The organism is Rickettsia endosymbiont of Proechinophthirus fluctus (assembly GCF_001602635.1).
GTDB lineage: Bacteria > Pseudomonadota > Alphaproteobacteria > Rickettsiales > Rickettsiaceae > Rickettsia > Rickettsia rickettsii.
The window spans coordinates 4,382-27,735 of record NZ_LECS01000003.1 but is presented as its reverse complement, the minus strand read 5'-3'; the positions used below and the strand labels follow the sequence as shown (position 1 = coordinate 27,735).

Sequence of the window (23,354 nt, the reverse complement as noted above, 5' to 3'; positions counted from 1 at the left end):
GTCCACTCACAACGACGAAATGATATCTATAACCTTACAATGTATACCTTAAAATAATTTATTAGTAAACTTATAAAATTTTTATGCTCTCTATAATAGGATTTATTATAACAATTAGTATCTTGGTATTGATCCATGAATTGGGGCATTATTGTATTGCTAGATATTTTAATGTAAAAGTTGAGGAGTTCTCGATAGGTTTCGGTAAAGCGCTAATAGGCATTACCGATAAAAAAGGAGTTAGGTGGAAGATTTGCCTTATACCGCTTGGCGGTTATGTCAAGATTTACGGCTATGATCGCAGGCTTATGGATAAGACTAAAGAAGTTAACGAAAAAGTAGCTTTTGATGCTAAATCTTGTTTAGAACGTTTTTTAATCGTTGCAGCAGGTCCGTTAATTAATTATTTACTTGCCATAATAATATTTGCAGGTTTTTATTGTTACTTTGGAAAAACAGAGATTCCTCCTATAATAGGTAATATAGTAGCTTCATCACCGGCAGAGAGAGCAGACTTAAGAGCAGGAGATAAAATTGTTAAGGTTAACGATAAATCTGTTAAAGATTTCGGGGACGTGCAAAGAGAGATATTAATTAACGGTTTTAGCTCTTCTACTTTAACTATAGAAAGAAAAAGTAAGGAATTTATCGTTAATATAATGCCTCAAGAAATAATTATATCACCTCCCGAAGAAAAGCAAGTTAAGAAAACTCTTCGCATCGGTATTATAGCTAAAAATGAACCTATTCATACTAAAATAGGAATTTTAGGAGGATTATGGGAAGCTATTAATACTACTATAGATATGTCTGCTTTAACTCTAAACGCAATATCGCAAATGATTGTAGGAAAACGTTCATTCGATGAGATAGGAGGGCCGATAGCTATTGCTAAAGAGTCAGGCAAATCTATAGCTGGTGGAACCCAAATGTATCTGTTATTTATAGCAATGCTTTCCGTTAATTTAGGGTTACTTAACTTACTACCTATACCGGTGCTTGACGGCGGACATTTAGTATTTATATTATATGAAGCAATTACAGGTAAATTACCGCATCCTAAGACTAAAAATATTTTGTTACAATTAGGAGCAATAATCATAATTTTTCTTATTATAATTGCTGTTTCCAACGATATACAAAATTTGTTTTCCTAAATTTATAGATTTGCTTGCTCTCGTTTATATTATCTACTATAGTGGAGCACATTAATTATGTTTGAATGCATTAGTTAGGAGAACTTTATATTATTCTTAGCTAAAAGCGAAAATCCAATTCTTTGTCGTACCGCGACTTGAACGCGGTATCTAATTTATTATTTTTACCGTGGTCAAGCCACGGGGGATGACATTGGGTTTAAACACAGAAATTTAAATTAAATCTTAAAGAAGGTTTTAGGTGACAATCAGATCAATTAGTAAGTTAACAATTTTATTATTAACGATTTTTTATTATCATATTTCATTAGCTGACTCTGTAATTCGTAAAATAACTATCGAAGGTAATCATAGGGTTGAGCGTTCTACTATTGAGAGCTATTTAAAGCTTAAGGTAGGAGAAACCTATAATAATTCTAAAGAAGATGAGGTAATAAAACGTTTATATGCCACCTCACTTTTTAGAAATATAAATATGCATATAACAAATGATGGTAATTTAATAGTTAACGTTACTGAAACGCCTTTTATAAGTAGTATAGTATTTAGCGGTAATTCTAAAATCAAAACTAATATGCTCGCTAAAGAAATTTACACAATGTCGGGTGAATCTCTTAGCCAAGCTAAAATTGAATTAGATGTAAAGAAAATATTAGAAATTTATAAACGTAGCGGACGTTTTGCTACTACGGTAACACCTAAAATCGAAAATTTAGAAAACAACAGAGTTAAGGTTATTTTTGATATAGCAGAAGGACCAAAAACCGGTATTAACTATATTTATTTTAGCGGTAATGAAAATTATAGTGATTCAGAACTTAAATCTATTGTTTTAACTAAAGAATCTCGTTGGTTTCGTTTTTTAGAAAGTAACGATACTTATGATCCTGATAGAATGGAGTATGATAAAGAATTACTGCGAGAGTTTTATCAATCTGTAGGCTTTGCAGATTTTAGAGTAATTTCGGCATCAGCAGAACTCAATAATACTAAAGAATATTTCACCATTACCTATTCCATTGAAGAGGGAGAAAAATATAGCTTCGGTAATATTACAATAGACAATAAATTAACTAATATAGATATAACATCACTTAATAAAATTGTTAATATTAAGCAAGGCAAGGTTTTCAATATGAAAAAGGTTAATGATATAGCTGAAAAAATCGGAGAATATTTTACAGCGAACGGTTACCCTACGGTAAATGTTTATCCGGATATAATGAAAAATGCTAATCATACTGCAGATATTAAATTTATTATTGAAAAAGCTGATAAGGTTTATATTAATAAAATTAATATTATTAATAACCTTAAAACCGAAGACCCTGTTATAAGAAGAGAATTTAAAATAGAAGAAGGTGATATAATTAATCGTTCATATATTGAAAAAGGTGAGCGTAATCTTAGAAATTTAGATTATTTTGAGAAAGTAGCAATTAGCTTAGCTCCGACTAAAGCTAAAGATAAATATGATGTTAACGTTGAAGTTGATGAAAAATCTACTTCCTCTATAGGTTTTGATTTAGGATATAATACTGCCGGCGGTTTATTCGGACGTTTCTCTTTCTTAGAGCGTAATTTAGTCGGTACCGGGAAACTGCTTAATGCCGGTGTGCAAGTAAGTAAAAACACTACAAGCTATTACGGTGGTATTACCGCACCGCACTTTTTAGATCGTGATTTATCACTTGGCGTAAACATGTTTAGAAACTATACCGGACGCGGTGCTAGTGTATTAAATACAACTGATCAAAGCTATAAGTTACACTCTATAGGAGTCAAAACTTCTCTTGGTTATGAAATTAAAGAGGATTTAGGTCACGAAATAGATTATTTAATCAAACGTGATATTTTAAGTGCTCCAGCTCCATCAAGCTCAATATTCTTAAAGGAGCAAATGGGAAGATTCATTACTTCTGCTATAGGACATACTATTACTTATGATCAAACCGATAATAAAATTGTTCCAAAGAACGGTTATTTAGTAAGCGGCGCACAAGAATTTGCCGGCGTTGGAGGTGATAACAAATATATAAAGCATGAAGTTGACGGTAAATATTATAAATCTTTCATACATAACAAGCTTACTTTAAAATTATCTGCTTCTGGAGGCAATATTGCAGGGCTTGGAGGAAAAATTATTAGAATTTCCGATCGCTTTAATTTAGGTGATTATAGTTTAAGAGGCTTTGCAAGCGGTGGTGTAGGACCTCGTGAAAAGGTCACTAACGAAGGACTTGGTGGTGAGCGATATTACACATTCTCAACAGAGCTTAATTTCCCAACACCTATACCTGAGGAATTTAATTTAACCAGTACAGTCTTTATGGATTTAGGAAGCGTTTGGGGAGTAGGCCTAAATAAGAAACAATATCAAACTCCAAACGGTTTTTATAACGATAAATCTCTTAGAGCTTCCATTGGTTTCGGCTTTATTTGGGTAACACGTTTTGCACCAATCAGAATGGATTGGGGTTTCCCGGTTAAGAAGAAGAAATATGACGATACGCAGCATTTCCATTTAAGATTTTCGACGCATTTATAAAGATATCTCATTTTCACCCCGTGGCTTGACCACGGGGTCCAATTAAGGATGCTATTCTTTTAGCATTTTAAAATTTTTTATTGGATTGCCACGCTCCTTGTCAGTCGTCGCTCGCAATGACGAAACATGTCTCGTAGGAATCCATATCTCAGCATAATATAATCATATTTCAGCCGATGTAGCTCAGCTGGTAGAGCAGCGCATTCGTAATGCGTAGGTCTGGGGTTCAAATCCCCACATTGGCACCATCTTCTAAATAAAACTATAGCCCTATTTGTGATAGGTGTGGTAGAACCTGATATACTAATAATGTGTAGAAAAACGCATTCGTGTCATACCGTGGTTTGACCACGATATCCAAAAAAATAACTTAAAATACTAATCATTTATTATCACCTTCAATTCAAGTGGTCAAAAAGTCCAGCATCTAAAGAACCTAAAACGGTTTTAAAAAATGCTTATGACATAAGTAATGATACTGAAAAACTTATTGCTGTTGATATAAAAAATGACCAGTTTGTAATATTTGATAATACAAGTGGTAATGTAGCTCATGTAAGGACATATCAAGAAATAGAGAGAGATGCTGTTTTAAAAAATAACCTAATCACAACAAAAATATGCAAATAAGGTAATAAAAACTTTAATGAAACCTCGAAGCGGTATAAATTACTAGAATAACAAAATGAAATAAACAATGACAGATAAATTATGGTATGCAAAAATAAATGAAGAAGATGCATATATCAGAAAAACACTTCAAGAATATATAGATTTATATTTCTTTAATTCTGTAGAATTTAAAGCAGTAGAAGATATAACCTTAGAAAATTTAGGTGAATTTTTAGAAGTAATGTTAAACAATATCATTTTCATTTAAGCGAATTATATGATACTGGAGAAATATTAGAAGAATATTTCGATTATGTTTTTATGGATGATGAAAAATATATACATTATCCTAAATATTCTAAAGAGGGTAGATGTAATTTAGGTTGGTGATTGATAGTAACTTATATACAAATGTGTAATCCAAGACTATTTCCAGAAGATGTCCCGCATTTAATAGCATTTTTACACGCTAAAGATGGAGAAGTGACAAAGGTTCAAGAAAAGCTAAATACCTACCTTGCCCAATTTGATTTAATGAAAAGACAAGATGAAGATTACAGATGCTGGGAAGCAATCACGCAAGAACGTCAGCAAGCTATAGCAGAAAATAAACCTTTACCAATAAGACCTATGAGTATTGAACTATCAAAATGCTTGAAAGAGTGAAGTGGGAAACTTTTTTAAGACCATCATAGAGCTAGCGAAAGCATCGGGAGTACAGCTGGCGAAGATGATAGCGATAGAGAAAGTAATGGAACTTGCAGTAAATGCTGTAAATAACAACGCACTATCTGGTTTAGGGTAGAAGATAGAGAATAAAATAGCGGGGAGCGTTACTCCAACTTTAAATTCTAATAACAGGATATTGCTAAGTGTTTACAATCGTTTAGAGCAGGACGGTAACAAGAGAATATGACGCCATTCGTGATTCCCTGAGCCAATAAATATAGACCAGATTGCAGCAACTGCGGTAATGCACTTTATTAACCGCGAGGTCACCTGAGTATTTTAAACTGGATCTCGCTACAAATGAGCTAGGATGACAGGGTGGAATTAATCCATGCAACAACACCAATGCTACACGGAAATGACAATAAGGTCTTTTTAAGCATAGGGTAAAACAAAACTATCTTTTTTAGGTAATTCCATTATTTTTTGTAAAGAATTATAAGTTGTTGCTAAAAAATAATATATACTTAGCTTTATATAAAAAGTGAAAGCCAATTGTCACCTTTTATATTCAACTTCTTAAGCCAAATAGCAGATTATGTAATAATTCGCTATGTGTGTTAATTAACTATTATCTTTTTTCTTGGAGGAATATAGATTGTTTCATCTTCAGCATGCGAAATCTTTTCTAAAAGTCCGATAAAACGGTCGTTATTAGGTACTAGCTTTACTATCGTCCACCCCTCTTCTATTGATTTCTTTATGCGTTCTATATCAGATTTATGCTCTGAAAAAGATATAACTTTTTGTGCTGGGTTTTGCATATTGATAAATCAATTATAGTTAATTTACATTATAGTAAATATTTTTAATAAATCAATCACATATTTATTATTTGCTAAATATAAATAAAATGATTACCATATATTATGTCTTGTTTACTTATATCCTAATAAATAGTTTAATTAAAAATTAAAAGTTGTACGATGATTTTTTATTTTAAACATATATGTCACTTATTAACTTTATTTAATTTAAACTGTATAATTTAATTATGTCAAATTATAATTTACAACCGCCTGCTCTTTCTAAAAAGCAATTATTTGCTTTTTTTGGTATGGTTGTCGGCATGTTTATGTCGGTACTTGATATTCAAATTGTCGCTAGCTCATTATCTGTAATAGCTGCCGGTCTTGCCGCTTCAAGCGATGAACTTTCTTGGGTTCAAACATCGTACTTAATAGCTGAAGTTATCATTATTCCTATTACCGGCTTTTTAGCAAGGTTACTTACTACTAGAATTTCTTATTTTATTGCAGCTTTAGGGTTTACGGTTATGAGCGTATTATGTTCGCTTGCAACTAATATTGAATCCATGATTATCTTTAGAGCATTACAAGGCTTTTTTGGTGGTGCTATGATACCGACGGTCTTTAGTACCGTTTTTATACTTTTTCCTGCATCGCAACGTCCTATCGTTACTATCTTAATTGGACTTGTCGTAACTGTTGCCCCTACTTTAGGACCTACACTCGGTGGATATATTACGGAGATTTTATCATGGCATTTTATGTTTTTATTAAACGTCATACCCGGGATTTTCGTATGCACAGTAGTTTTTTTATATGGGGATTTTGATAAACCAAATTATAAATTACTGAAAAATTTTGATTTTCTCGGTATATTATTAATGGCTTTAACGCTTGGCTTATTACAGTATGTGTTAGAAGAAGGAAACAAAAAAGGTTGGCTTGAGGATAATTTAATATTATTCTTAAGTATTACAGTAGTTTTAGGTTTTATTTTATTAATCATTAGAGAACTAACCTTTATTAATCCAATTTTAGACTTAAAAACATTTCTTTATAAAGACTTTACTTTTGGTTGCCTTTATTCGTTCGTTATGGGTATCGGATTATACGGGGCAGTATATATATTACCGCTATTTCTCTTTACTATTGCCGGATATGATACATTACAAATCGGGGCTACTATGATGGTGACGGGCGGAGCACAATTTTTATCTGCACCACTCGCCGGTAGAATGTTAGGGTTAGGGGTAGATTTACGCCTGATGCTTATTATAGGGCTTGGAGGGTTTGCTCTTGGATGTCATTTGAATAGTTTTCTAACGCCTGATTCTAAATTTGCTGCATTTGTGCTTCCTCAATTTGTTAGAGGGCTTTCATTAATGTTTTGTTTTATACCGACTAATAATATAGCTCTTGGCAATATGCCGAAAGAAAGAGTAGGTAATGCTAGCGGGCTTTATAATCTTACTCGTAATTTAGGAGGAGCGGTAGGGCTTGCAATAATCAGTACTATACTTACTAATGATACTAAAACCTTTATGCAATATTTATCGGAAAATATCTCGTCTACTTCTATAATGGCATTAGAACAACTAGATTCTTATACTGAATTATTAAGCGGAAAAGTTTTAAATCCCGAAAAAGCATCATATTTGTTATTAGCAAACAAATTAAATCATGATGCTTTTGTAATTGCAATAAATAATATATTTAATATGATAGGGCTGTTATTTGTATTTATAATGCTACTAATACCTTTTACTTCAAATATCAAATTAACCGAAAATGTTAATGCTCACTAAAATTAAATTTATATTATATTTTCCTTGGTTATTATTAGAAATATGGAAATCGGCTTTCGCGGTTATTAAAATAATTTGGCAAAGAAAAATAGGAATAGAGCCAGTTTTTGAATGGGTTGACGCAGAAGGGCTAGAAGAAATAGGCGAAATAATTTATGGTAATTCGATTACTCTAACTCCAGGTACAGTAACACTTGATATAAATAATAATATGTTATTAGTGCATGCACTCAATAAATCATCGATTACCGACCTACAAAGAGGTATAATGATTAAAAAAATTAAGCAGATATTAAAAACAACTTGAAGCAGAAAATGATATCAGATATAAATGCTCTAAAGTATAAAAAAGTTTTACTTAAAGTGTCAGGGGAAGCTTTAATGGGGGATAAGCAATTTGGGCATGAATATGACATAATAAAAAAGATTGCCATCGATATTAAAGAAGTTATAGATTTAGGAGTAGAAGTCGCTATTGTAGTCGGCGGTGGAAATATTTACCGCGGGATTAATGCAGCACTTGTCGGTATGGACCGAGCTTCAGCAGATTATATAGGTATGCTTGCAACGGTGATTAATGCTTTAACTTTACAAAATGTTATGGAAAGCCTCAATATCTATACAAGAGTTCTATCGGCTATTCCTATGATGAGCGTGTGCGAACCTTATATTCGCCGCAAAGCTAAAAGACATATGGAAAAAAAGCGTGTAGTAATTTTTGCCGGCGGCACGGGTAACCCGTTTTGTACAACCGATAGTGCTGCAGTACTTCGCGCAATCGAAATGAATAGCGATATTTTATTAAAAGCAACTCAGGTTGACGGTGTATATGATTCCGACCCTAAAAAAAATCCGGATGCTAAAAAATATTTCACTATTAGCTATAAAGATGTTATAACTAATAACCTGCAAGTCATGGATACGGCAGCTATTGCAGTTGCAAGAGAAAATAAATTACCTATAAGGGTATTTTCAATAAAAGAACAGGGAAATTTTGCTAGAGTAATACAAGATAAAGGGGAATATACGACAATTGAGGAATAATATGTAGTGTGAATTGTTGTATGATTTTTATGTCATTTCCGTATAGGTGTTGTTGCGTAGAGACTAAATCGTCATTGCGAGCAGCCGTAGGCTGCGTGACAATCTAGAAAGAATAATAAAAAATTCTGTAGATCAGCATTTTTTACTAGATTGCTTCATCAAAACTTATAGTTTTTCCTTGCAATGACGGAAAAACCAATCTATGCGGGAATTAACATCGGGGGCATTGCCTAATACATATAACAATGTCTCAATTCGTGTACTAATAATATATGGATAAATAAAGATGGATAAAGAGCATTTAAAGAAAAACTTACAAGAAAAGATGGAGAAAGCTCTAAAAGTTTTAGATCATGAGCTTAAAGGGGTACGTACCGGTAGAGCTTCAGTGAATTTACTTGATAGCGTAACCGTGGAAGCTTACGGGAGTAAAATGCCGCTTTCACAAGTTGCTTCTCTATCCACCCCTGATGCACGAACAATTAACGTGCAGGTTTGGGATAAATCTATGGTATCATCGGTAGAGAAAGGAATTACGATAGCAAATCTTGGCTTAACTCCTGCAACGGACGGTCAATTAATCAGACTGCCGATACCGGCTTTAACTGAAGAAAGACGTACAGAACTGGTAAAACTTGCTCATAAATACGGTGAAGATACTAAAATTTCATTACGTAATATTAGAAGAGATGGCAATGAAGCACTTAAAAAGCTAGAAAAGGATAACGTTATCGCAAAAGATGAGCATCATAGCTTATCTGAACAAGTACAAAAGCTAACCGATGATTATAGTAGTAAAGTTGACTCGGTAATAAAACAAAAAGAACAAGAAATAATGACTGTTTGATTTTCTATGTAATTCCTACTTTAGATTTGTTGCGTGGACCGGTAAAATCCACTGTGTCACCCCGTGGCTTGACCACAGGGTCTATAAAAACAATAAAAAATACTAATAATTTTATTTTTAACTGGATTCCGCAATCAAGTCGCAGGATGACAACAGTGGAATTGATCCACGCAACAATACCTTGCGAGGAGAAAAGCGACGTGGCAATCCAGAAAAATCGATCCATGCAACAATGCTAAGCGAGAATGACATAAATTGAATCTATACTGACAAAATAAAATGACAAAATTAGTTAGAGATTTAATTCCAGAAATTACCTTAAAATCAGGCAGGATACCAATTACTCATATTGCTCATATGAGTAAAGAATTATTAAAAAATAAACTACTAGAAGAAGTAGAGGAAATTTTACAAGATGAGTATATGGAGAAGTTGCCGATATATTAGAAATACTTGACACAATCTGTAATATTAAATGGCTATAAACTAAAAGATATATTAAAAATTAAAAAACAAAAAAAGAAAGTTAATGGTGGTTTTGATAATAAGATAATTTTAGAAAAAATAACTAATTAGCTTTTTTGTCTTAATAAAATAAAGGAGTCATGCAATAAAATCGGCTATAGAACCTTGTATCACAGGCTGTATCCAGGATCTAGCTCACAAGGCGTAGGACGACAGAAATACCATTACAAACAGGTATGCCTTCACAGGAATAACATCAGACTATACCACTCAAAATAATAAAACTATGATAACAAAAGAAGCAGCACAGAAAATAGCAAAATTAGCTAGATTAAAATTTGAAGAAGATACTGTAGAAAAATTTTTTACTCAGCTTAGTACTATTATGGATATGATCGATATTTTAAATGAAATAGATTGCAAAGATATAGAGCCTTTAACTTCGGTTTGTAATATGAATGCTAGAATGCGAGAGGACGCCGTTACAAGTTCTGATTTATCAAGTGAGTTATTTGATAATGTAAGTGGAAATAGTACTCAGCTGGCTAAAGAAGTAAAATATTTTATCACTCCAAAGGTTGTTGAATAATTATGACGGAACTAAACAAACTAACAGTAGCAGACAGTATAAAAGGTCTAAAAAATAAAGATTTTACAAGTACGGAATTAATAGGTGCACATATTAAACAAATAGAGAAGCATAGAAACCTAAATGCTTATGTTACCGAAACTTTTGACTTAGCTTTAAAACAGGCTGAAGCAGCCGATCAAAATTATGCTCAAAATAACGCAAGAACCCTTGAGGGTATCCCGTTTGCTGCTAAAGATCTTTTCTGCACGAAAGGAATTAGAACTACGGCATGTTCTAATATACTGAAAAATTTTATACCTAATTATGAATCAAGTGTTACACAAAATATTTTTGATAAGGGCGGTGTGATGCTCGGCAAAACCAATATGGATGAGTTTGCTATGGGTTCAGCAAATATCACTAGTTGTTTTGGAAATGTAATTAGCCCTTGGAAAGCAAATGATGATAATGCTGATTTAGTTCCAGGCGGTTCTTCAGGCGGTTCAGCTGCAGCAGTTAGCGGATTTATGGCATCTGCTGCTCTTGGTAGCGATACGGGCGGCTCGGTACGTCAACCTGCAAGCTTTACGGGTTTAGTCGGTTTTAAACCGACATATGGTCGTTGCTCAAGATACGGAATGATATCGTTTGCTAGCTCCCTTGATCAAGCAGGAATATTTACTAGAAGCGTTTTAGACAGTAGCATTATGCTTGAAGCAATGATGGGGTTTGACGAAAAAGATTCTACTTCGATTAAAGCAGAAGTTCCAGAGCTACAATCCGCTATCGGAAGTTCTATGAAAAATATGAAGATAGGCGTACCTCTTAGCCTTGGTGAGGGCAGTATTATTGAACCTGATATTATGAAAATGTGGCAGGATACCATAGAACTACTTAAAAACGCCGGTGCTGAAATAGTTGATATTACTTTGCCGCATGCTAAATACGGTGTTGCTGTTTATTACGTAATAGCACCGGCTGAAGCTTCTTCAAATTTATCTAGATATGACGGCGTTAGATACGGTCTTCGAGTAGAACATGAAAATATGACGCTTGACGAAATGTATGAAATGACTAGATCAACCGGATTTGGAGAGGAAGTAAAACGTCGTATTATGATTGGAACATATGTGCTATCATCTAGTGGTATGGATGCATATTATCTAAAAGCTCAAAAAGTACGTCGTTTAGTTGCAAACGATTTTAATAATGCTTTTGAAAAAGTTGATGCCATTTTATTACCGGCTGCCCCGACTGCAGCTTTTAAGATTGGTGAAAAACAAAATGATCCGACTATTATGTATTTAAACGATTTATTTACTATTCCTGCAAGTTTAGCCGGTTTACCTTGTGCATCGGTTCCTGCTGGATTATCGGCACGCGGTTTACCTCTTGGGATACAGATTATAGGTCAACAATTAGACGAATATAATGTTTTGAAAGTAGCATCGACAATTGAGTCAGGTGTAAAACATATTAAATTTGAACCAAAGGGTTTTTAATTATGGCGTATATTGAAGGTAATACGGGGAAATGGGAATATGTAATAGGGCTTGAAATCCATGCTCAAATTTCCTCAAAATCTAAGCTTTTTTCAGGAAGTAGTACTATTTTTGCAGCAAATCCAAATTCGCAGGTTTCCTATGTCGATGCAGCAATGCCCGGGATGTTACCGGTATTAAATAAGCATTGTGTACACCAAGCAATTAAAACAGGGCTTGGGCTTAAAGCTAAAATAAATAAATATTCGGTATTTGACCGTAAAAATTATTTTTATGCCGATCTGCCGCAAGGTTACCAAATTTCGCAATTTTACTATCCTATAGTACAAAACGGCACTATGGAAATACCGACTAGTACCGGCGATCTTAAAACTATTCGTATTAACCGTTTGCATTTAGAGCAAGATGCGGGTAAATCTATGCATGATCAATCACCACATTACAGCTTTATCGATTTGAATCGTGCCGGTATTGGACTTATGGAAATTGTGACCGAACCTGATATATCATCACCGGAAGAAGCAGCTGAATTTGTAAAAAAGCTAAGAAATTTGTTACGTTATATTGGTAGCTGTGACGGTGATATGGAAAAAGGCTCGATGCGTTGCGATGCTAATATTTCAGTAAGACGTAGCGGTGAACCATTCGGCACAAGATGCGAAATTAAAAATATTAATTCAATTCGTAACATCATTAAAGCAATAGAATTTGAAGCTAAAAGACAAGTTGACTTGCTTGAAAGCGGTGAAGAAATAATTCAAGAAACACGCCTGTTTAATGCTGATAGCGGCGAAACAAGAACTATGCGTTTAAAAGAAGAAGCACTTGATTATAGATATTTTCCTGATCCCGATTTATTACCGCTTGTTATTTCTGATGAGTTAATAAATGAGCTAAAAGCAAATTTACCTGAGCTACCTGATCAAAAGATTGAAAAATATACGAAGGAATTTAGCTTAAGTAAATATGATGCTGAAGTAATAGTAGCCGATGAATCGGTTGCTGAGTATTTTGAGAAAGCAGCAAATGAATGTAACCCTAAAATGCTTACTAATTGGCTAACTAGTGAATTATTTGGCCAATTAAATAAAGCATCGATAGGAATAAATGAATGCAAAATTACCCCTAGTAACTTTGCAAAACTGGTAAAATTAATAGAAAATGATACTATTTCCGGTAAAATTGCAAAAACCGTTTTTGAAATTATGTTTGAAACCGGTAAAGCACCTGATAAAATAGTAGAAGAAAAAGGACTTGTACAAGTTTCGGATAATAACGTGCTAAACACGGTAATTGACGAGGTAATAGCTGAAAATCCTGAATCAGTAGAGGGTTATAGAAGTGGTAAGGATAAATTATTCGGTTTCTTTGTAGGGCAGGTAATGAAAAAAACCGGCGGTAAGGCTAATCCGACGCTTGTGAATCAGCTTTTAAAGGAGAAATTGAGTTCTTGATGCTATTCCTTTGAAGATATTGCCCGAGTGGATAGATTTTCCTGTCATTGCGAGCAGCCGTAGGCTACATGGCAATCTTGCCAAATATCCTGAGATTGCTTCGTCAATTACTACGTAATTTTCCTCGCAATGACGATTTAATATCCGTACAACAAGGGCAATGCCTCGTAGGATGACACAGAGCATACTCAAACTTAAAACATTATTTTTATGAAATTTCTGAAAATATTTTTACTATCTTGCTTACTAGTTTCTTGTGAAAAAAAAGAAACAGAAAAAACTTTAATAGTCGGTACTGCCGCAGATAATCCTCCTTATGAATTTATTCAAGACGGAGAGATTGTTGGGATTGATATTGATATTATCAAAGCAATAAGCGAACGTCTAAATAAAAAAGTTATCATAAAAAACTTCGACTTTAACGGTTTACTTGCAGCTTTGGTTAGTGAAAATATTGATGTTGCGGTGGCGGAGCTTTCCGTAACACCGGAGCGTGCTGAATATATCAGCTTTTCCGATAATTATGCTACTGCAAGATTTGCCATAATATATAGAACAGGTGATAATATACAAAATAGCAAAGATCTAGAAAATAAAATAGTAGGGGTACAGCTCGGTAGTGTTTTAGAAAAAAAAGCACATGATCTATCACAGACGATAAATATTAAAGTTCATTCTTTAGCAAATCATTTAATGTTGGTTGAAGAATTAAAAGCCGGAGTCATAGATGCTATTATTTCTGAGGAATTTCAAGGCAAAAAATTAAAAGAAAATAATTCAAATTTAGAAAGCAGTACTTTAGAAGAATTTTCATCCGATTTTGCTATAGGCATGTCTAAAAACTCAGGACTAATTAATGAAATTAATGAGGCAATCGATTCATTAAAAAAAGATGGAACCATTAACAAAATTATGAAAAAATGGCTGGGACAGTAACAGAAAGTCAATTTAAAGATGCTATGAGCCGATTCCCTCAGGGAGTGACTATTATAACAACAAATTGCAATAACGAACTTTTTGGCTTTACTGCTAGTTCTCTTACTGCCGTATCTTTAAAACCGCCATTAATATTATTTTGCCTTAATAAACACTCTTTTAGTATAAACAGTTTTCAAAAAAGTGATAAGTTTGCAATTAGTATTTTAGCAGAGAATCAAATTGATATCTCAAAACATTTTGCTCAATCACAATCTAATAAATTTACAAAAATTGATTATGAGCTTGGTAATAAAACTGATTGCCCTTTAATAAACGGTGCAACTTATCATATAGAGTGTAATAAATATGCTTCTTACGATGCCGGTGATCATGTTATATTTATCGGTGAAGTAATAAATACCGCTATTAAAAATGATTTAAAGCCTCTATTATATTTTCATAAATCGTATACAAAGATTTAATTTTGGTTATTTTTTGCTGCAAATTATAAGATTTTTTGAAATATAAGTAACTATTTCAGCAAAAATCTTATTAATTTTTGCTAAAAAATACCTCAAAATAGCCAATCAATTAGAAATATTCACAGAACCTAGTTTAATTTGAAAAATTGGCGTCGTATAATAAGATCTAGGATTCAAACTATATTAAGTATACACTGCGATCCAAGGACTTTAGACGCCTTGCCCTTGTCCACATTAAACTTCGTCTACTTACTGTTCATTTATTAGGAGTATACATTGCCAATATGTTAAATATCGGTCTTAGTGGTTCTACCGGTAAAATGGGAGAAACCATTCTAGAGAGAATAGATAAATTTAAAGATTGCAAAATTGCAGCAAAATTTAATAGTACTAATAATTTAGATGATTTAGATAATTTTTGTAAAAATTCTGATGTGATCATCGATTTTTCTACCCCTGAAATATTAGAAAAATTAATTAATTATGCATTAAAACATAATACAAAATTAGTAATCGGAACCACAGGTCTCCAACCTCAACATTTTAAGCTTTTAGAAAAAGCAGCTCAAACTTTACCTGTTTTATATTCTGCAAATATGAGTATAGGAGCTAATTTGCTTAGCTATCTAGCTAAAGAAGTAACAAAAATACTAGATGATTACGATGTTGAAATTCTAGAAACGCATCACCGTAATAAAAAAGATGCACCCTCAGGAACTGCTGTTATGCTTGCTGAAACAATTGCCAGCAAAAAAGGATTAAATATAACATTTAATCGTGGTAATAGACTAAGACGCGAAAAAGAAATAGGTATTTCCTCGCTTCGTGGTGGAAATGTTCACGGTATACATGAAATATCTTTCCTAGGTGACGATGAAATAATCACCTTAAAACACGAAGCTCTGAATAAAAATTCTTTTTCTATTGGTGCAATTAAAGCCGCTATTTGGCTACAAGATAAACCTTCTGCTTTATATTCAATGCAAGATATTTATAAAATATAATTAATATAGCTTGAAAAAATACCTTTAAGAGGCTATATTTTATTATGTAAATAACATAATCCTAAGGTTACTTATGATCGATTATACAAAAACTTTAACTGCCACCTCAAAAAATAAAACTTTTGACGAAGGCTTAAGACAATACATGCTTAAAGTATATAATTATATGGCTTTAGCACTTTTACTAACCGGTGTAGCAGCCGTAACGACTATATCCGTTGAGCCTATTTATAATTTAATGTTTCAAACAGGTTTCGGTACTATTATAATATTTGCTCCGCTCGGTATTGCTTTATATTTCTTTATGGGCTTTGGACAAATGAACCTGCAAACGGCACAAATATTATTTTGGGTTTATGCCGGTTTAACCGGTATGTCGCTTGCATATTTAGCTCTTATTTATACCGGTGCATCAATCGCTCGTACTTTCTTTATTTGCTCTTCCGTTTTTGGAGCAATGAGTTTATACGGTTATAGTACAAGTAGAGATTTAACATCTATGGGTTCATTTTTTGCAATGGGTCTTATAGGTCTTATCATTGCTTCATTAGTCAACTTGTTTCTAAAAAGCTCGGCTCTTTCTTTTGCTACCTCTCTTATTGGAATAGTAATATTTATGGGATTAATTGCTTGGGATACTCAAAAGATTAAGTCTATGTATTACATGGCAGGAAACGATGAAGTAGGACAAAAGCTTTCTATTATGGCAGCCTTTACTTTATATTTAGATTTTATAAATCTTTTCCTATATTTAATGAGATTTTTAGGCAATAGAAGAGATTAATTGGTATCATTCTTGCAAGGTTATGATTTTATTTCATTGCTTCGGTTTTTTCATTGTTATATCATGATCAAATCTATAGTACTGAATAGTTTTTAAAAAGACCTGGATGTCATATCCCTGCAAAAGCAGGGGCTTTGTCGCACGGCTTTGAAAACTTATTCAATGTCATTCCCACGTGGCATTGTTTCGTGGATACCGCATCATCATTGCAAACGGTTGCAGCGAACTCGGCAATCCAGAAAAAATAATAAAAAAATTCTGTAAATTAAAATGTTTACTGGATTGCTTCGTCAATTGCTGCGTGGTTTCCTCACAATGATGAGGATTGTAACCCACGCAACAACACTCTTTCACTATTAGTTAATATTAAGCAGGTTATTTTTATGTATAAAGCGAAAACTCAACAAGAATTATTATTACAAGAGCAACTTTTTAAAGCCCTGAAAACTAACGATACAGAATTGAATGCCAAAATATCTAGAACCTGCAAAGGCATTGCCGAATCTGTTATTGACCTTTCTAATAACCAATCTCCTACTGCTGAAAGCCTATATATTAGCTATATGGCCCTAGCCAATTTAAACACTAAGGATTTAGCTAAAGTTACAACAATAATAAAAAACTTGTTTCCAGGAGATAAAAACAAGAAATTAAGAGAAATAATCGATGCACCTCTTTTAGAGCACTTAGTTATGATAGAGGCAATTGAACGACAGGTTGGATTAGATGATAGCCGATATAACGCAGATTACAGAAAACTTGAAGACATAAGAAATCCTAATGACCCTAAAAAAGTAATTGATGCTATGCTACGTGATAAGAGGGTGGCACAGCAAGCTGAGTTTGAGGAGAAAGGACAAAAGGCAGCAGGCGTATCGGCCGGTTATGTTGCTAAAGATAACGCCGGTAATACTTTTATTTTAAAACATTTTTATAAAACTCATGCTGCATGCCAAAAAATACAAGATAATAATGCACAAAAACAGGCTATGGCTGACCGAAGAGACGGAGTACAAGAATTAATAGGCTCTACCATGTATCAATTTTTATTACATGATCGCGCACCAAAAGAAGGGCTGGTAACAGCGGATGAAAAACACTCTGATTCACTTTATGTACGTTCTAAATTTTTTGATAATGCTGTAACACTAACAGAATTTTCCGGTTTATCAGGTGACACTAGAGTCAGAGCTAATGATCAAAATTTAAAAAAGTTGGAAGGATTTGAAAAAGTCATAGCTGCTTGTCATATGCTGGGGGAAGTAGATTATCATGCTGGTAATTTAATGGTACAGGATGGTAAAACAATAACCAAAATTGATCATGGTCGCTCTTTTTTAGCATTTCATAAGAATTTTAGAAGTATGATTCAATCAACAGCTGAAATGTTTACAGATTATGGTGTTGGCTACAGTGCTGCTATTAAAGCAGGTAATTTCTCATTTAGTATCGATAAATATAGCGAATCATTAAATCAAATGATAAGTCAATTTGATGAGAAACAGATGGAAGCAATAGTTGATCAAAAAATTGATGAATTAAAAAAAGCTGGGTTTGATCCAAAAAATATTATGTTATCCACTAATATTCAAAATTTTGATGATTTGAGAAAACACTATAAAAGCAGTATAAAAGAAAATCTTGTTAATATGCAAGAAGTGGCCAAAGGAGCTGAGATAGTAACAAAATTCAGTAATGTTTCACCTGAATTTAAAAATGGTGGTTGGTTAGAGGCTTTCGCTAATTCACCTGTAAAAGACCCGGTACTCTATGCAATAGATAATAACATTACAATTGAATGTAAAGATGCTAAAGAGTGGGCGTATGAAAATAATTACCAAATTAAAATTGCTATAGGCTTGAAAAAAGAAACAAGCAAGGAACAACAATGGAGCAAAGATTTGGACGGAAAATGGAAAGAAAAAGAAGTTGAGGTTAAGACAGATAAAGTAGAAGTACAAATTGCTGATCCTGCAAAATCAATGCGTATACAAGACAAATCTACAGGTGAAAAATTGGTATCACTAATTGTTGATTTTACAAAGCAGGCAACAACTAAAAACGTAACCGATAAAGCAGTAGCAAAATTCTACAACAATATAATGAAAGTGCTAAAAAAAGACAATTATCTTACCGAGCAAGATATTAAGGGTATAAAGAAAAATTTAAAATATCATGATAACATCGAAAACACGACCAACTTATTAAATGCTAAATCTTTCAAGTTAAATTATAAAGATGCTATATATTACAAGGTAGGAATTTTTTGTGAAAAGAGAGGTTTACCTAGTATCTCAAATTATTTTATGAAACAAATTGCTCCTGAGAATTTAAATAAAATTCATAATATAGAAAAACTTATATCAGAAAGTATAAAAATTGGTAATGTACTACAACAGAAGAAGCAAGAAAGACTCGAAACAAAAAGAGTAGAAACGGTAAAAGAAATCGCATTCTCTCAATTACAAACTAGGAAGGAAAGACATCAACAAAGATAAGCATTGTTGAGTGTATGCCTTAAACGTCATTGTGAGCAAGTCACAGAGTCGTTGGTGAGCACCGTAGCTCTTATAAGATGACGTAGCCAATTTTTCAAATTAAACGAGTATACATTATGCCTAGACCTGATTTTTCTGACCCTGACAAACAAATTCACGAGATAATTAGAGTTAATCATGCCGGAGAATATGGTGCAAAAAGAATTTATCAAGGACAGCTAAAATATATTAAATCTCAAAATGATCATATATTGATTAAAGAAATGCTTGACCACGAAGAAGTGCATTTAAATTTTTTTGAAAAAAAATTACTGGAAAAAGAAGTGAGACCCACGTTTTTATTATTTTTTTGGCATCATTACGGATTTTTACTTGGTGCTTTATCTTCCTTGATGGGAATCAAAACGGCGATGCTTATTACTGAGAGTGTAGAAGAAGTAATAGAAAAACATTATGAACAGCAAATAAATTATTTAGAAAATAAAAATGTTGAGCCAGAATTATTAAATAATATTATTAAATTTCGACTTGATGAAATTGAACATAAAAATATTGCTATAATGAATGATAGTACTGAAGCAATATTTGCAGAAATAACTAGTAAAATAGTGAAGATAATTTGTCGTATCTCTATAATTTTAAGTAAGAAAATTTAGAGTTAACGACTTCATTAGTTAAAAAATCTAGAAATATTTTACTTCTAAGATATTAAGAAGATAATAAAAAAACATTAGTAATATTATTAGAAATGGTGATGAAAAGAAAAACTTTTTTTAATTTGTTCTTTATTTTTTGCATTTGTATTTTTGAGAATTAATAAATAAAGGGGCCAGGGGTTAAGATCCGTTGCTGTAATACAACAACCTCCATTATACTTCATGATTTTACTCACTGATAATAATAGACTCCTGGCATAGCTTAATATTAAGTTTTGACAGATTGGTCTTGCAACAATGGAGTTTAAACATTATTAGCAGTCTATATATGTTGAATAATATAAAGAGTCAAGAGATTTTAGTTGTCATTGATAATAAATAATGTAATTCTGAGTTGAGAGGTATATTGTCTATATAATCTCCTTCTCACATTTGCTTTTACATCAATAATAATTTATATTTATTTTCACTCATGCGAATAGCAGATTACTTTTGTAGTTTGTTATTGGTGATAATTAGGAAATATAAAATAACAATATGTAACAATATGAGTCAAAAGATAATTTTAAATAATTCATATTCTATTACTAAATCGCACTTATTCCATATAGTAGACCCAAGCCCTTGGCCTGTCCTAACATCTTTTGCTTTACTTCTTTTGGTTATAGGCGGCGTCTCGTTCATGCATGGCTACAAATTTAATATATATATTTTATCTGCAGGGATTATTTCAGTAGGTTACTGTTTATATTCGTGGTGGAGAGATATAGTGAAAGAAGGAATAGTCGAACATCAGCATACTAGTCCTGTTAGAAAAGGTTTGCAAATAGGTATGGCGTTATTTATCTTAACGGAAATAGTATTTTTTGGTGTATTTTTTGCTTCTTTTTTTAAATCAAGTCTATCACCCGTAGGTCTTTTAGACGGTGTATGGGTTGTAAAGCAGGGCATTTGGCCTCCACCTACAATTAAAACTTTTGAGCCGTTTGATATTCCTTTTATCAATACTTTAATACTACTCTTATCAGGCACTACCGTTACTTGGGCTCACTACGCCTTAGAAGAAAAAAATCAAAAAGAGTGTGTAACTGCACTTGCTCTTACCATATTGCTTGGAATATTTTTTACAACTATGCAGGCATATGAATATTACCATGCAGCGTTTAAATTTACAGATGGTATATATGCTTCTAATTTTTATTTAGCCACGGGTTTTCATGGAGCTCATGTAATTATAGGTACTATATTTCTAATAGTTTGCTACTTTAGAGCAAAGAGAGGAGATTTTACTACAGAAGGTAATGGACATTTAGGCTTTGAATGTGCTGCATGGTACTGGCATTTTGTAGATGTGGTTTGGTTATTTTTATTTACGTTTGTTTATATATTTGGAAGTTAAATTATACTATATGTGATTATAATGTTACTTAAAATAAGTGTTTTTAAAATATTTTGGCATATTAATTAAAATTACATATATTTAGGAGTTGATTTATATATAAATAAATTATACATTATTTTTTTGCTAATTATTTTATTGAGGTAAAACATATGAACTTTCCTATTCGTAAATTAAACGAAGAATTAATCGATTATAATCTATCATTACGCATATTATTTACTATTCTAAGCGTGGCTATTATTATGGTAGCTTTTGATAGCTTAGGTAGTAATGTCGGTGATCCTGTAGGTGAGGCATTATGTAAGTTAATTAAAGTATTCAGAGGTAATACTGCAAAAGGTATAGCTGTTGTCGGTATAATTGTTCTGGGCATTCAAACATTAAGAGGAAAATTGCAGTGGGAAGTAGCTTTAGTGGTAGTTACTGCAATCATTATATTATTTAAAGCTCCAGATATTGTTAATATGGTATCAAGTGATACTAATAGCTCAAGTTGTGGTGTTTCCTAATACACAAAAGAATTATTATATCTTTAGTAATGCCCATAAGCTTTGGCTTATGGGTATTTTTTTTAAGTGATGTTGTTGCATAGCCCCTATGTCATTCCTGCAAAGGTAGGGACAAGACAACCTTAATATAGGTTACATATTTAATAAAAATAAACATATAAAAACTTGTTTTTATATGTTTTACTGGATTCCGCCTACGTGGGAATGACATCAATTGCCTTTATACTCAGGTCAACAGCAACATTCGTACAATACTCAATAGTGTTTTAATTGTTTTGATGGATCACGTGGTTAAACCACGGGATGACAGTAGATTTTGTCGGTCTATGCAACAACATCCTTACTTAAATAAAAGTCCTAATCTATTACCTATAACAATATCAATGTATTTTGCTGTAATAGGGAGCCCTTCAATATTCATTTCTAGATATATTGCTTGTTTTGCAGGGATTTTTGTTTGTAGTTTTGTAATTGATACATATTCATCTAAAGCTTGATTATTAGTATCCATTACTCTTACTTTGATTATAGGATCGGAAATTAAATAATCAGACTCATTAGATAATTTATAAAATATCTTCATACCGCCTATATGACGAGATTTGCCTAAATTAATTTCTTCTATCTTTAATTGATCATATTTACCTAAGAATTTAAAGCTATCTATTAGTAATATCACTAAACAAAAAATTATAAAGCTAGTCCATAATATTGGAAATATATTATATTTTTTCTTAGGAGACATATACGGTAAAATAACTGGCACATTAGCATTGTAATGATTTTTAATAGGAGTTTTAATAGTTCCCGTGTTTACTTTATCTTTAAAGTCATTTAATGTACTAGTATTATAGTCTAATTTCTGATACCACAAATGGCTACATTTGGAACATTTTACTCGTCGTCCATTAATACCTATTTGATTGCTTGTAACAATAAATCTTGTTTGGCAATTTGGGCAAGTAATATGCATAGTTAATTATAATTATTATGTTTGACTTTCATGATAATCTCATTTATTACTTTTGGCAATAAAACAGTTAAAAGATATGTCCTCTCTTATTAAAGAAGTTGAAGAAGCTTGGCAAATTAAGGATAAACTTCTTCAAGATTCTTCAAAGCTTATAACATTAAAGCAAACTCTTAATGATAGTATAGAAAGCTTAAATCAAGGTACGATTCGTGTTTGTGAAAAGAAAGAAAATAGTTGGCACGTTAATGAATGGGTAAAGAAAGCTATATTGCTATATTTTATCACTACAGAATCACAACTTTATAATAACAATTATAATAGTTGGTATGACAAAGTTGTTCCTAAATTTTCTGCAGATACTGATAAAAATACATTCAAAGAAGCAGCTATACGCACAGTGCCCGGAGCTGTTGTTAGAACCGGTACTTATATAGCTAAAAACGTTGTAATTATGCCTTCTTTCATTAATATAGGTGCTTATATAGATGAGGGAACAATGATTGATACATGGGCCACTATCGGCTCATGTGCTCAAATCGGCAAGAATTGTCATATTTCAGGCGGTACGGGAATAGGTGGGGTGCTTGAGCCGTTGCACGCAAAGCCTGTTATCATTGAAGATAATTGTTTTATCGGTGCAAGATC

The 23,354-nt window shown here is 32.6% G+C and carries 22 protein-coding genes, 1 tRNA gene and 2 pseudogenes; 23 read left to right on the top strand and 2 right to left on the bottom strand.

Annotation, left to right across the window (positions count from 1 at the left end; genetic code table 11):
* Positions 1–83 precede the first annotated feature (83 nt).
* From rseP to BG75_RS01445, 5 genes and pseudogenes are all read left to right on the top strand, one after another.
* Complete coding sequence (gene rseP / locus BG75_RS01465; RefSeq protein WP_062811176.1) at positions 84–1,157, top strand: RIP metalloprotease RseP; 1,074 nt, start codon at positions 84–86, stop codon at positions 1,155–1,157.
* Between the two features lie 241 nt (positions 1,158–1,398).
* Entirely contained in the window at positions 1,399–3,705 is a 2,307-nt protein-coding gene (gene bamA, locus BG75_RS01460; RefSeq protein ID WP_062811175.1) for an outer membrane protein assembly factor BamA, read from the top strand.
* A gap of 172 nt (positions 3,706–3,877) precedes the next feature.
* Positions 3,878–3,953 (top strand) — tRNA-Thr (locus BG75_RS01455).
* A gap of 449 nt (positions 3,954–4,402) precedes the next feature.
* Positions 4,403–4,983 (top strand): annotated as a pseudogene (locus BG75_RS10470) (hypothetical protein).
* Between the two features lie 64 nt (positions 4,984–5,047).
* Positions 5,048–5,233, top strand: a pseudogene (locus tag BG75_RS01445) (hypothetical protein).
* Between the two features lie 373 nt (positions 5,234–5,606).
* Here BG75_RS01445 and BG75_RS01440 read toward each other — a convergent pair.
* Positions 5,607–5,810, bottom strand: a complete 204-nt coding sequence (locus BG75_RS01440; RefSeq protein ID WP_062811174.1) for a DUF2674 domain-containing protein — start codon at positions 5,808–5,810, stop codon at positions 5,607–5,609.
* 230 nt (positions 5,811–6,040) lie between these two features.
* Here BG75_RS01440 and BG75_RS01435 point away from each other — a divergent pair, with 230 nt between their 5' ends.
* The 17 genes from BG75_RS01435 to BG75_RS01360 all read left to right on the top strand — a co-directional run bounded on the left by BG75_RS01435 (position 6,041) and on the right by BG75_RS01360 (position 21,736).
* A complete protein-coding gene (locus BG75_RS01435; RefSeq protein WP_062811173.1) occupies positions 6,041–7,600 on the top strand; it encodes a DHA2 family efflux MFS transporter permease subunit in 1,560 nt (519 codons plus the stop codon).
* Positions 7,584–7,907 carry a monovalent cation/H+ antiporter subunit E gene (locus tag BG75_RS01430; protein WP_004996606.1) on the top strand — a complete coding sequence of 108 codons (324 nt, stop codon included), beginning with the start codon at positions 7,584–7,586 and terminating at the stop codon, positions 7,905–7,907. The genes BG75_RS01435 and BG75_RS01430 overlap by 17 nt, the downstream gene beginning before the upstream one ends.
* 8 nt (positions 7,908–7,915) lie before the next feature.
* Positions 7,916–8,644, top strand: a complete 729-nt coding sequence (pyrH, locus tag BG75_RS01425; RefSeq protein ID WP_062811172.1) for a UMP kinase — start codon at positions 7,916–7,918, stop codon at positions 8,642–8,644.
* Positions 8,645–8,930: 286 nt separating this feature from the next.
* Positions 8,931–9,491, top strand: coding sequence for a ribosome recycling factor (frr, locus tag BG75_RS01420; protein ID WP_062811171.1), 561 nt, complete (start codon positions 8,931–8,933; stop codon positions 9,489–9,491).
* A 279-nt stretch (positions 9,492–9,770) separates the two neighbouring features.
* Complete coding sequence (locus BG75_RS08610) at positions 9,771–9,938, top strand: hypothetical protein (protein ID WP_196242459.1); 168 nt, start codon at positions 9,771–9,773, stop codon at positions 9,936–9,938.
* 6 nt (positions 9,939–9,944) lie between these two features.
* Positions 9,945–10,067: a hypothetical protein gene (locus tag BG75_RS10305; protein ID WP_305140702.1), complete on the top strand. Its 123-nt coding sequence runs from the start codon at positions 9,945–9,947 to the stop codon at positions 10,065–10,067.
* Between the two features lie 175 nt (positions 10,068–10,242).
* Positions 10,243–10,545, top strand: coding sequence for an Asp-tRNA(Asn)/Glu-tRNA(Gln) amidotransferase subunit GatC (gene gatC / locus BG75_RS01410; RefSeq protein WP_012150410.1), 303 nt, complete (start codon positions 10,243–10,245; stop codon positions 10,543–10,545).
* A gap of 2 nt (positions 10,546–10,547) precedes the next feature.
* On the top strand, positions 10,548–12,029 hold the full coding sequence (gene gatA / locus BG75_RS01405) for an Asp-tRNA(Asn)/Glu-tRNA(Gln) amidotransferase subunit GatA (protein WP_062811169.1): 1,482 nt from the start codon (positions 10,548–10,550) through the stop codon (positions 12,027–12,029).
* Between the two features lie 2 nt (positions 12,030–12,031).
* The gene (gene gatB / locus BG75_RS01400) at positions 12,032–13,483 is read left to right on the top strand and encodes an Asp-tRNA(Asn)/Glu-tRNA(Gln) amidotransferase subunit GatB (RefSeq protein WP_062811168.1); all 1,452 of its coding nucleotides are present in this window, start codon (positions 12,032–12,034) and stop codon (positions 13,481–13,483) included.
* A 210-nt stretch (positions 13,484–13,693) separates the two neighbouring features.
* Positions 13,694–14,419 carry an ABC transporter substrate-binding protein gene (locus tag BG75_RS01395; protein ID WP_062811167.1) on the top strand — a complete coding sequence of 242 codons (726 nt, stop codon included), beginning with the start codon at positions 13,694–13,696 and terminating at the stop codon, positions 14,417–14,419.
* The gene (locus BG75_RS01390) at positions 14,404–14,883 is read left to right on the top strand and encodes a flavin reductase family protein (RefSeq protein ID WP_062811166.1); all 480 of its coding nucleotides are present in this window, start codon (positions 14,404–14,406) and stop codon (positions 14,881–14,883) included. The genes BG75_RS01395 and BG75_RS01390 overlap by 16 nt, the downstream gene beginning before the upstream one ends.
* Before the next feature lie 284 nt (positions 14,884–15,167).
* Positions 15,168–15,887 (top strand): 4-hydroxy-tetrahydrodipicolinate reductase, encoded by a 720-nt coding sequence (gene dapB, locus BG75_RS01385; RefSeq protein WP_062811165.1) that lies wholly within the window; start codon positions 15,168–15,170, stop codon positions 15,885–15,887.
* Positions 15,888–15,960: 73 nt separating this feature from the next.
* Positions 15,961–16,671: a Bax inhibitor-1/YccA family protein gene (locus BG75_RS01380; protein WP_062811164.1), complete on the top strand. Its 711-nt coding sequence runs from the start codon at positions 15,961–15,963 to the stop codon at positions 16,669–16,671.
* A gap of 383 nt (positions 16,672–17,054) precedes the next feature.
* Entirely contained in the window at positions 17,055–19,169 is a 2,115-nt protein-coding gene (locus BG75_RS01375; protein WP_062811163.1) for a hypothetical protein, read from the top strand.
* Positions 19,170–19,285: 116 nt separating this feature from the next.
* Positions 19,286–19,825 (top strand): demethoxyubiquinone hydroxylase family protein, encoded by a 540-nt coding sequence (locus tag BG75_RS01370; protein WP_062811162.1) that lies wholly within the window; start codon positions 19,286–19,288, stop codon positions 19,823–19,825.
* Between the two features lie 547 nt (positions 19,826–20,372).
* Positions 20,373–21,224, top strand: coding sequence for a cytochrome c oxidase subunit 3 (locus tag BG75_RS01365; RefSeq protein WP_062811161.1), 852 nt, complete (start codon positions 20,373–20,375; stop codon positions 21,222–21,224).
* Between the two features lie 152 nt (positions 21,225–21,376).
* Positions 21,377–21,736 (top strand): TrbC/VirB2 family protein, encoded by a 360-nt coding sequence (locus tag BG75_RS01360; RefSeq protein WP_062811160.1) that lies wholly within the window; start codon positions 21,377–21,379, stop codon positions 21,734–21,736.
* Between the two features lie 340 nt (positions 21,737–22,076).
* On the opposite strand, the gene BG75_RS01355 is transcribed toward BG75_RS01360, so the two are convergent.
* Positions 22,077–22,709 carry an MJ0042-type zinc finger domain-containing protein gene (locus tag BG75_RS01355; protein WP_062811159.1) on the bottom strand — a complete coding sequence of 211 codons (633 nt, stop codon included), beginning with the start codon at positions 22,707–22,709 and terminating at the stop codon, positions 22,077–22,079.
* Positions 22,710–22,785: 76 nt separating this feature from the next.
* Between BG75_RS01355 and BG75_RS01350 the strand changes: the two genes are divergently transcribed.
* The coding region (locus BG75_RS01350; RefSeq protein ID WP_252903576.1) for a 2,3,4,5-tetrahydropyridine-2,6-dicarboxylate N-succinyltransferase at positions 22,786–23,354 on the top strand (569 nt) is incomplete at its 3' end.

Coding starts and splice junctions, on each gene's coding strand:
- BG75_RS01360 (WP_062811160.1), top strand. CDS start 21,377: ATGAACTTTCCTATTCGTAAATTAAACGAAGAATTAATCGATTATAAT.
- BG75_RS01375 (WP_062811163.1), top strand. CDS start 17,055: ATGTATAAAGCGAAAACTCAACAAGAATTATTATTACAAGAGCAACTT.
- BG75_RS01430 (WP_004996606.1), top strand. CDS start 7,584: ATGTTAATGCTCACTAAAATTAAATTTATATTATATTTTCCTTGGTTA.
- gatC (WP_012150410.1), top strand. CDS start 10,243: ATGATAACAAAAGAAGCAGCACAGAAAATAGCAAAATTAGCTAGATTA.
- BG75_RS01395 (WP_062811167.1), top strand. CDS start 13,694: ATGAAATTTCTGAAAATATTTTTACTATCTTGCTTACTAGTTTCTTGT.
- gatA (WP_062811169.1), top strand. CDS start 10,548: ATGACGGAACTAAACAAACTAACAGTAGCAGACAGTATAAAAGGTCTA.
- BG75_RS01365 (WP_062811161.1), top strand. CDS start 20,373: ATGAGTCAAAAGATAATTTTAAATAATTCATATTCTATTACTAAATCG.
- BG75_RS01370 (WP_062811162.1), top strand. CDS start 19,286: ATGCCTAGACCTGATTTTTCTGACCCTGACAAACAAATTCACGAGATA.
- BG75_RS08610 (WP_196242459.1), top strand. CDS start 9,771: ATGACAAAATTAGTTAGAGATTTAATTCCAGAAATTACCTTAAAATCA.
- dapB (WP_062811165.1), top strand. CDS start 15,168: ATGTTAAATATCGGTCTTAGTGGTTCTACCGGTAAAATGGGAGAAACC.
- rseP (WP_062811176.1), top strand. CDS start 84: ATGCTCTCTATAATAGGATTTATTATAACAATTAGTATCTTGGTATTG.
- pyrH (WP_062811172.1), top strand. CDS start 7,916: ATGATATCAGATATAAATGCTCTAAAGTATAAAAAAGTTTTACTTAAA.
- BG75_RS01440 (WP_062811174.1), bottom strand. CDS start 5,810: ATGCAAAACCCAGCACAAAAAGTTATATCTTTTTCAGAGCATAAATCT.
- BG75_RS01390 (WP_062811166.1), top strand. CDS start 14,404: ATGGCTGGGACAGTAACAGAAAGTCAATTTAAAGATGCTATGAGCCGA.
- BG75_RS01380 (WP_062811164.1), top strand. CDS start 15,961: ATGATCGATTATACAAAAACTTTAACTGCCACCTCAAAAAATAAAACT.
- BG75_RS01355 (WP_062811159.1), bottom strand. CDS start 22,709: ATGCATATTACTTGCCCAAATTGCCAAACAAGATTTATTGTTACAAGC.
- gatB (WP_062811168.1), top strand. CDS start 12,032: ATGGCGTATATTGAAGGTAATACGGGGAAATGGGAATATGTAATAGGG.
- frr (WP_062811171.1), top strand. CDS start 8,931: ATGGATAAAGAGCATTTAAAGAAAAACTTACAAGAAAAGATGGAGAAA.
- BG75_RS01435 (WP_062811173.1), top strand. CDS start 6,041: ATGTCAAATTATAATTTACAACCGCCTGCTCTTTCTAAAAAGCAATTA.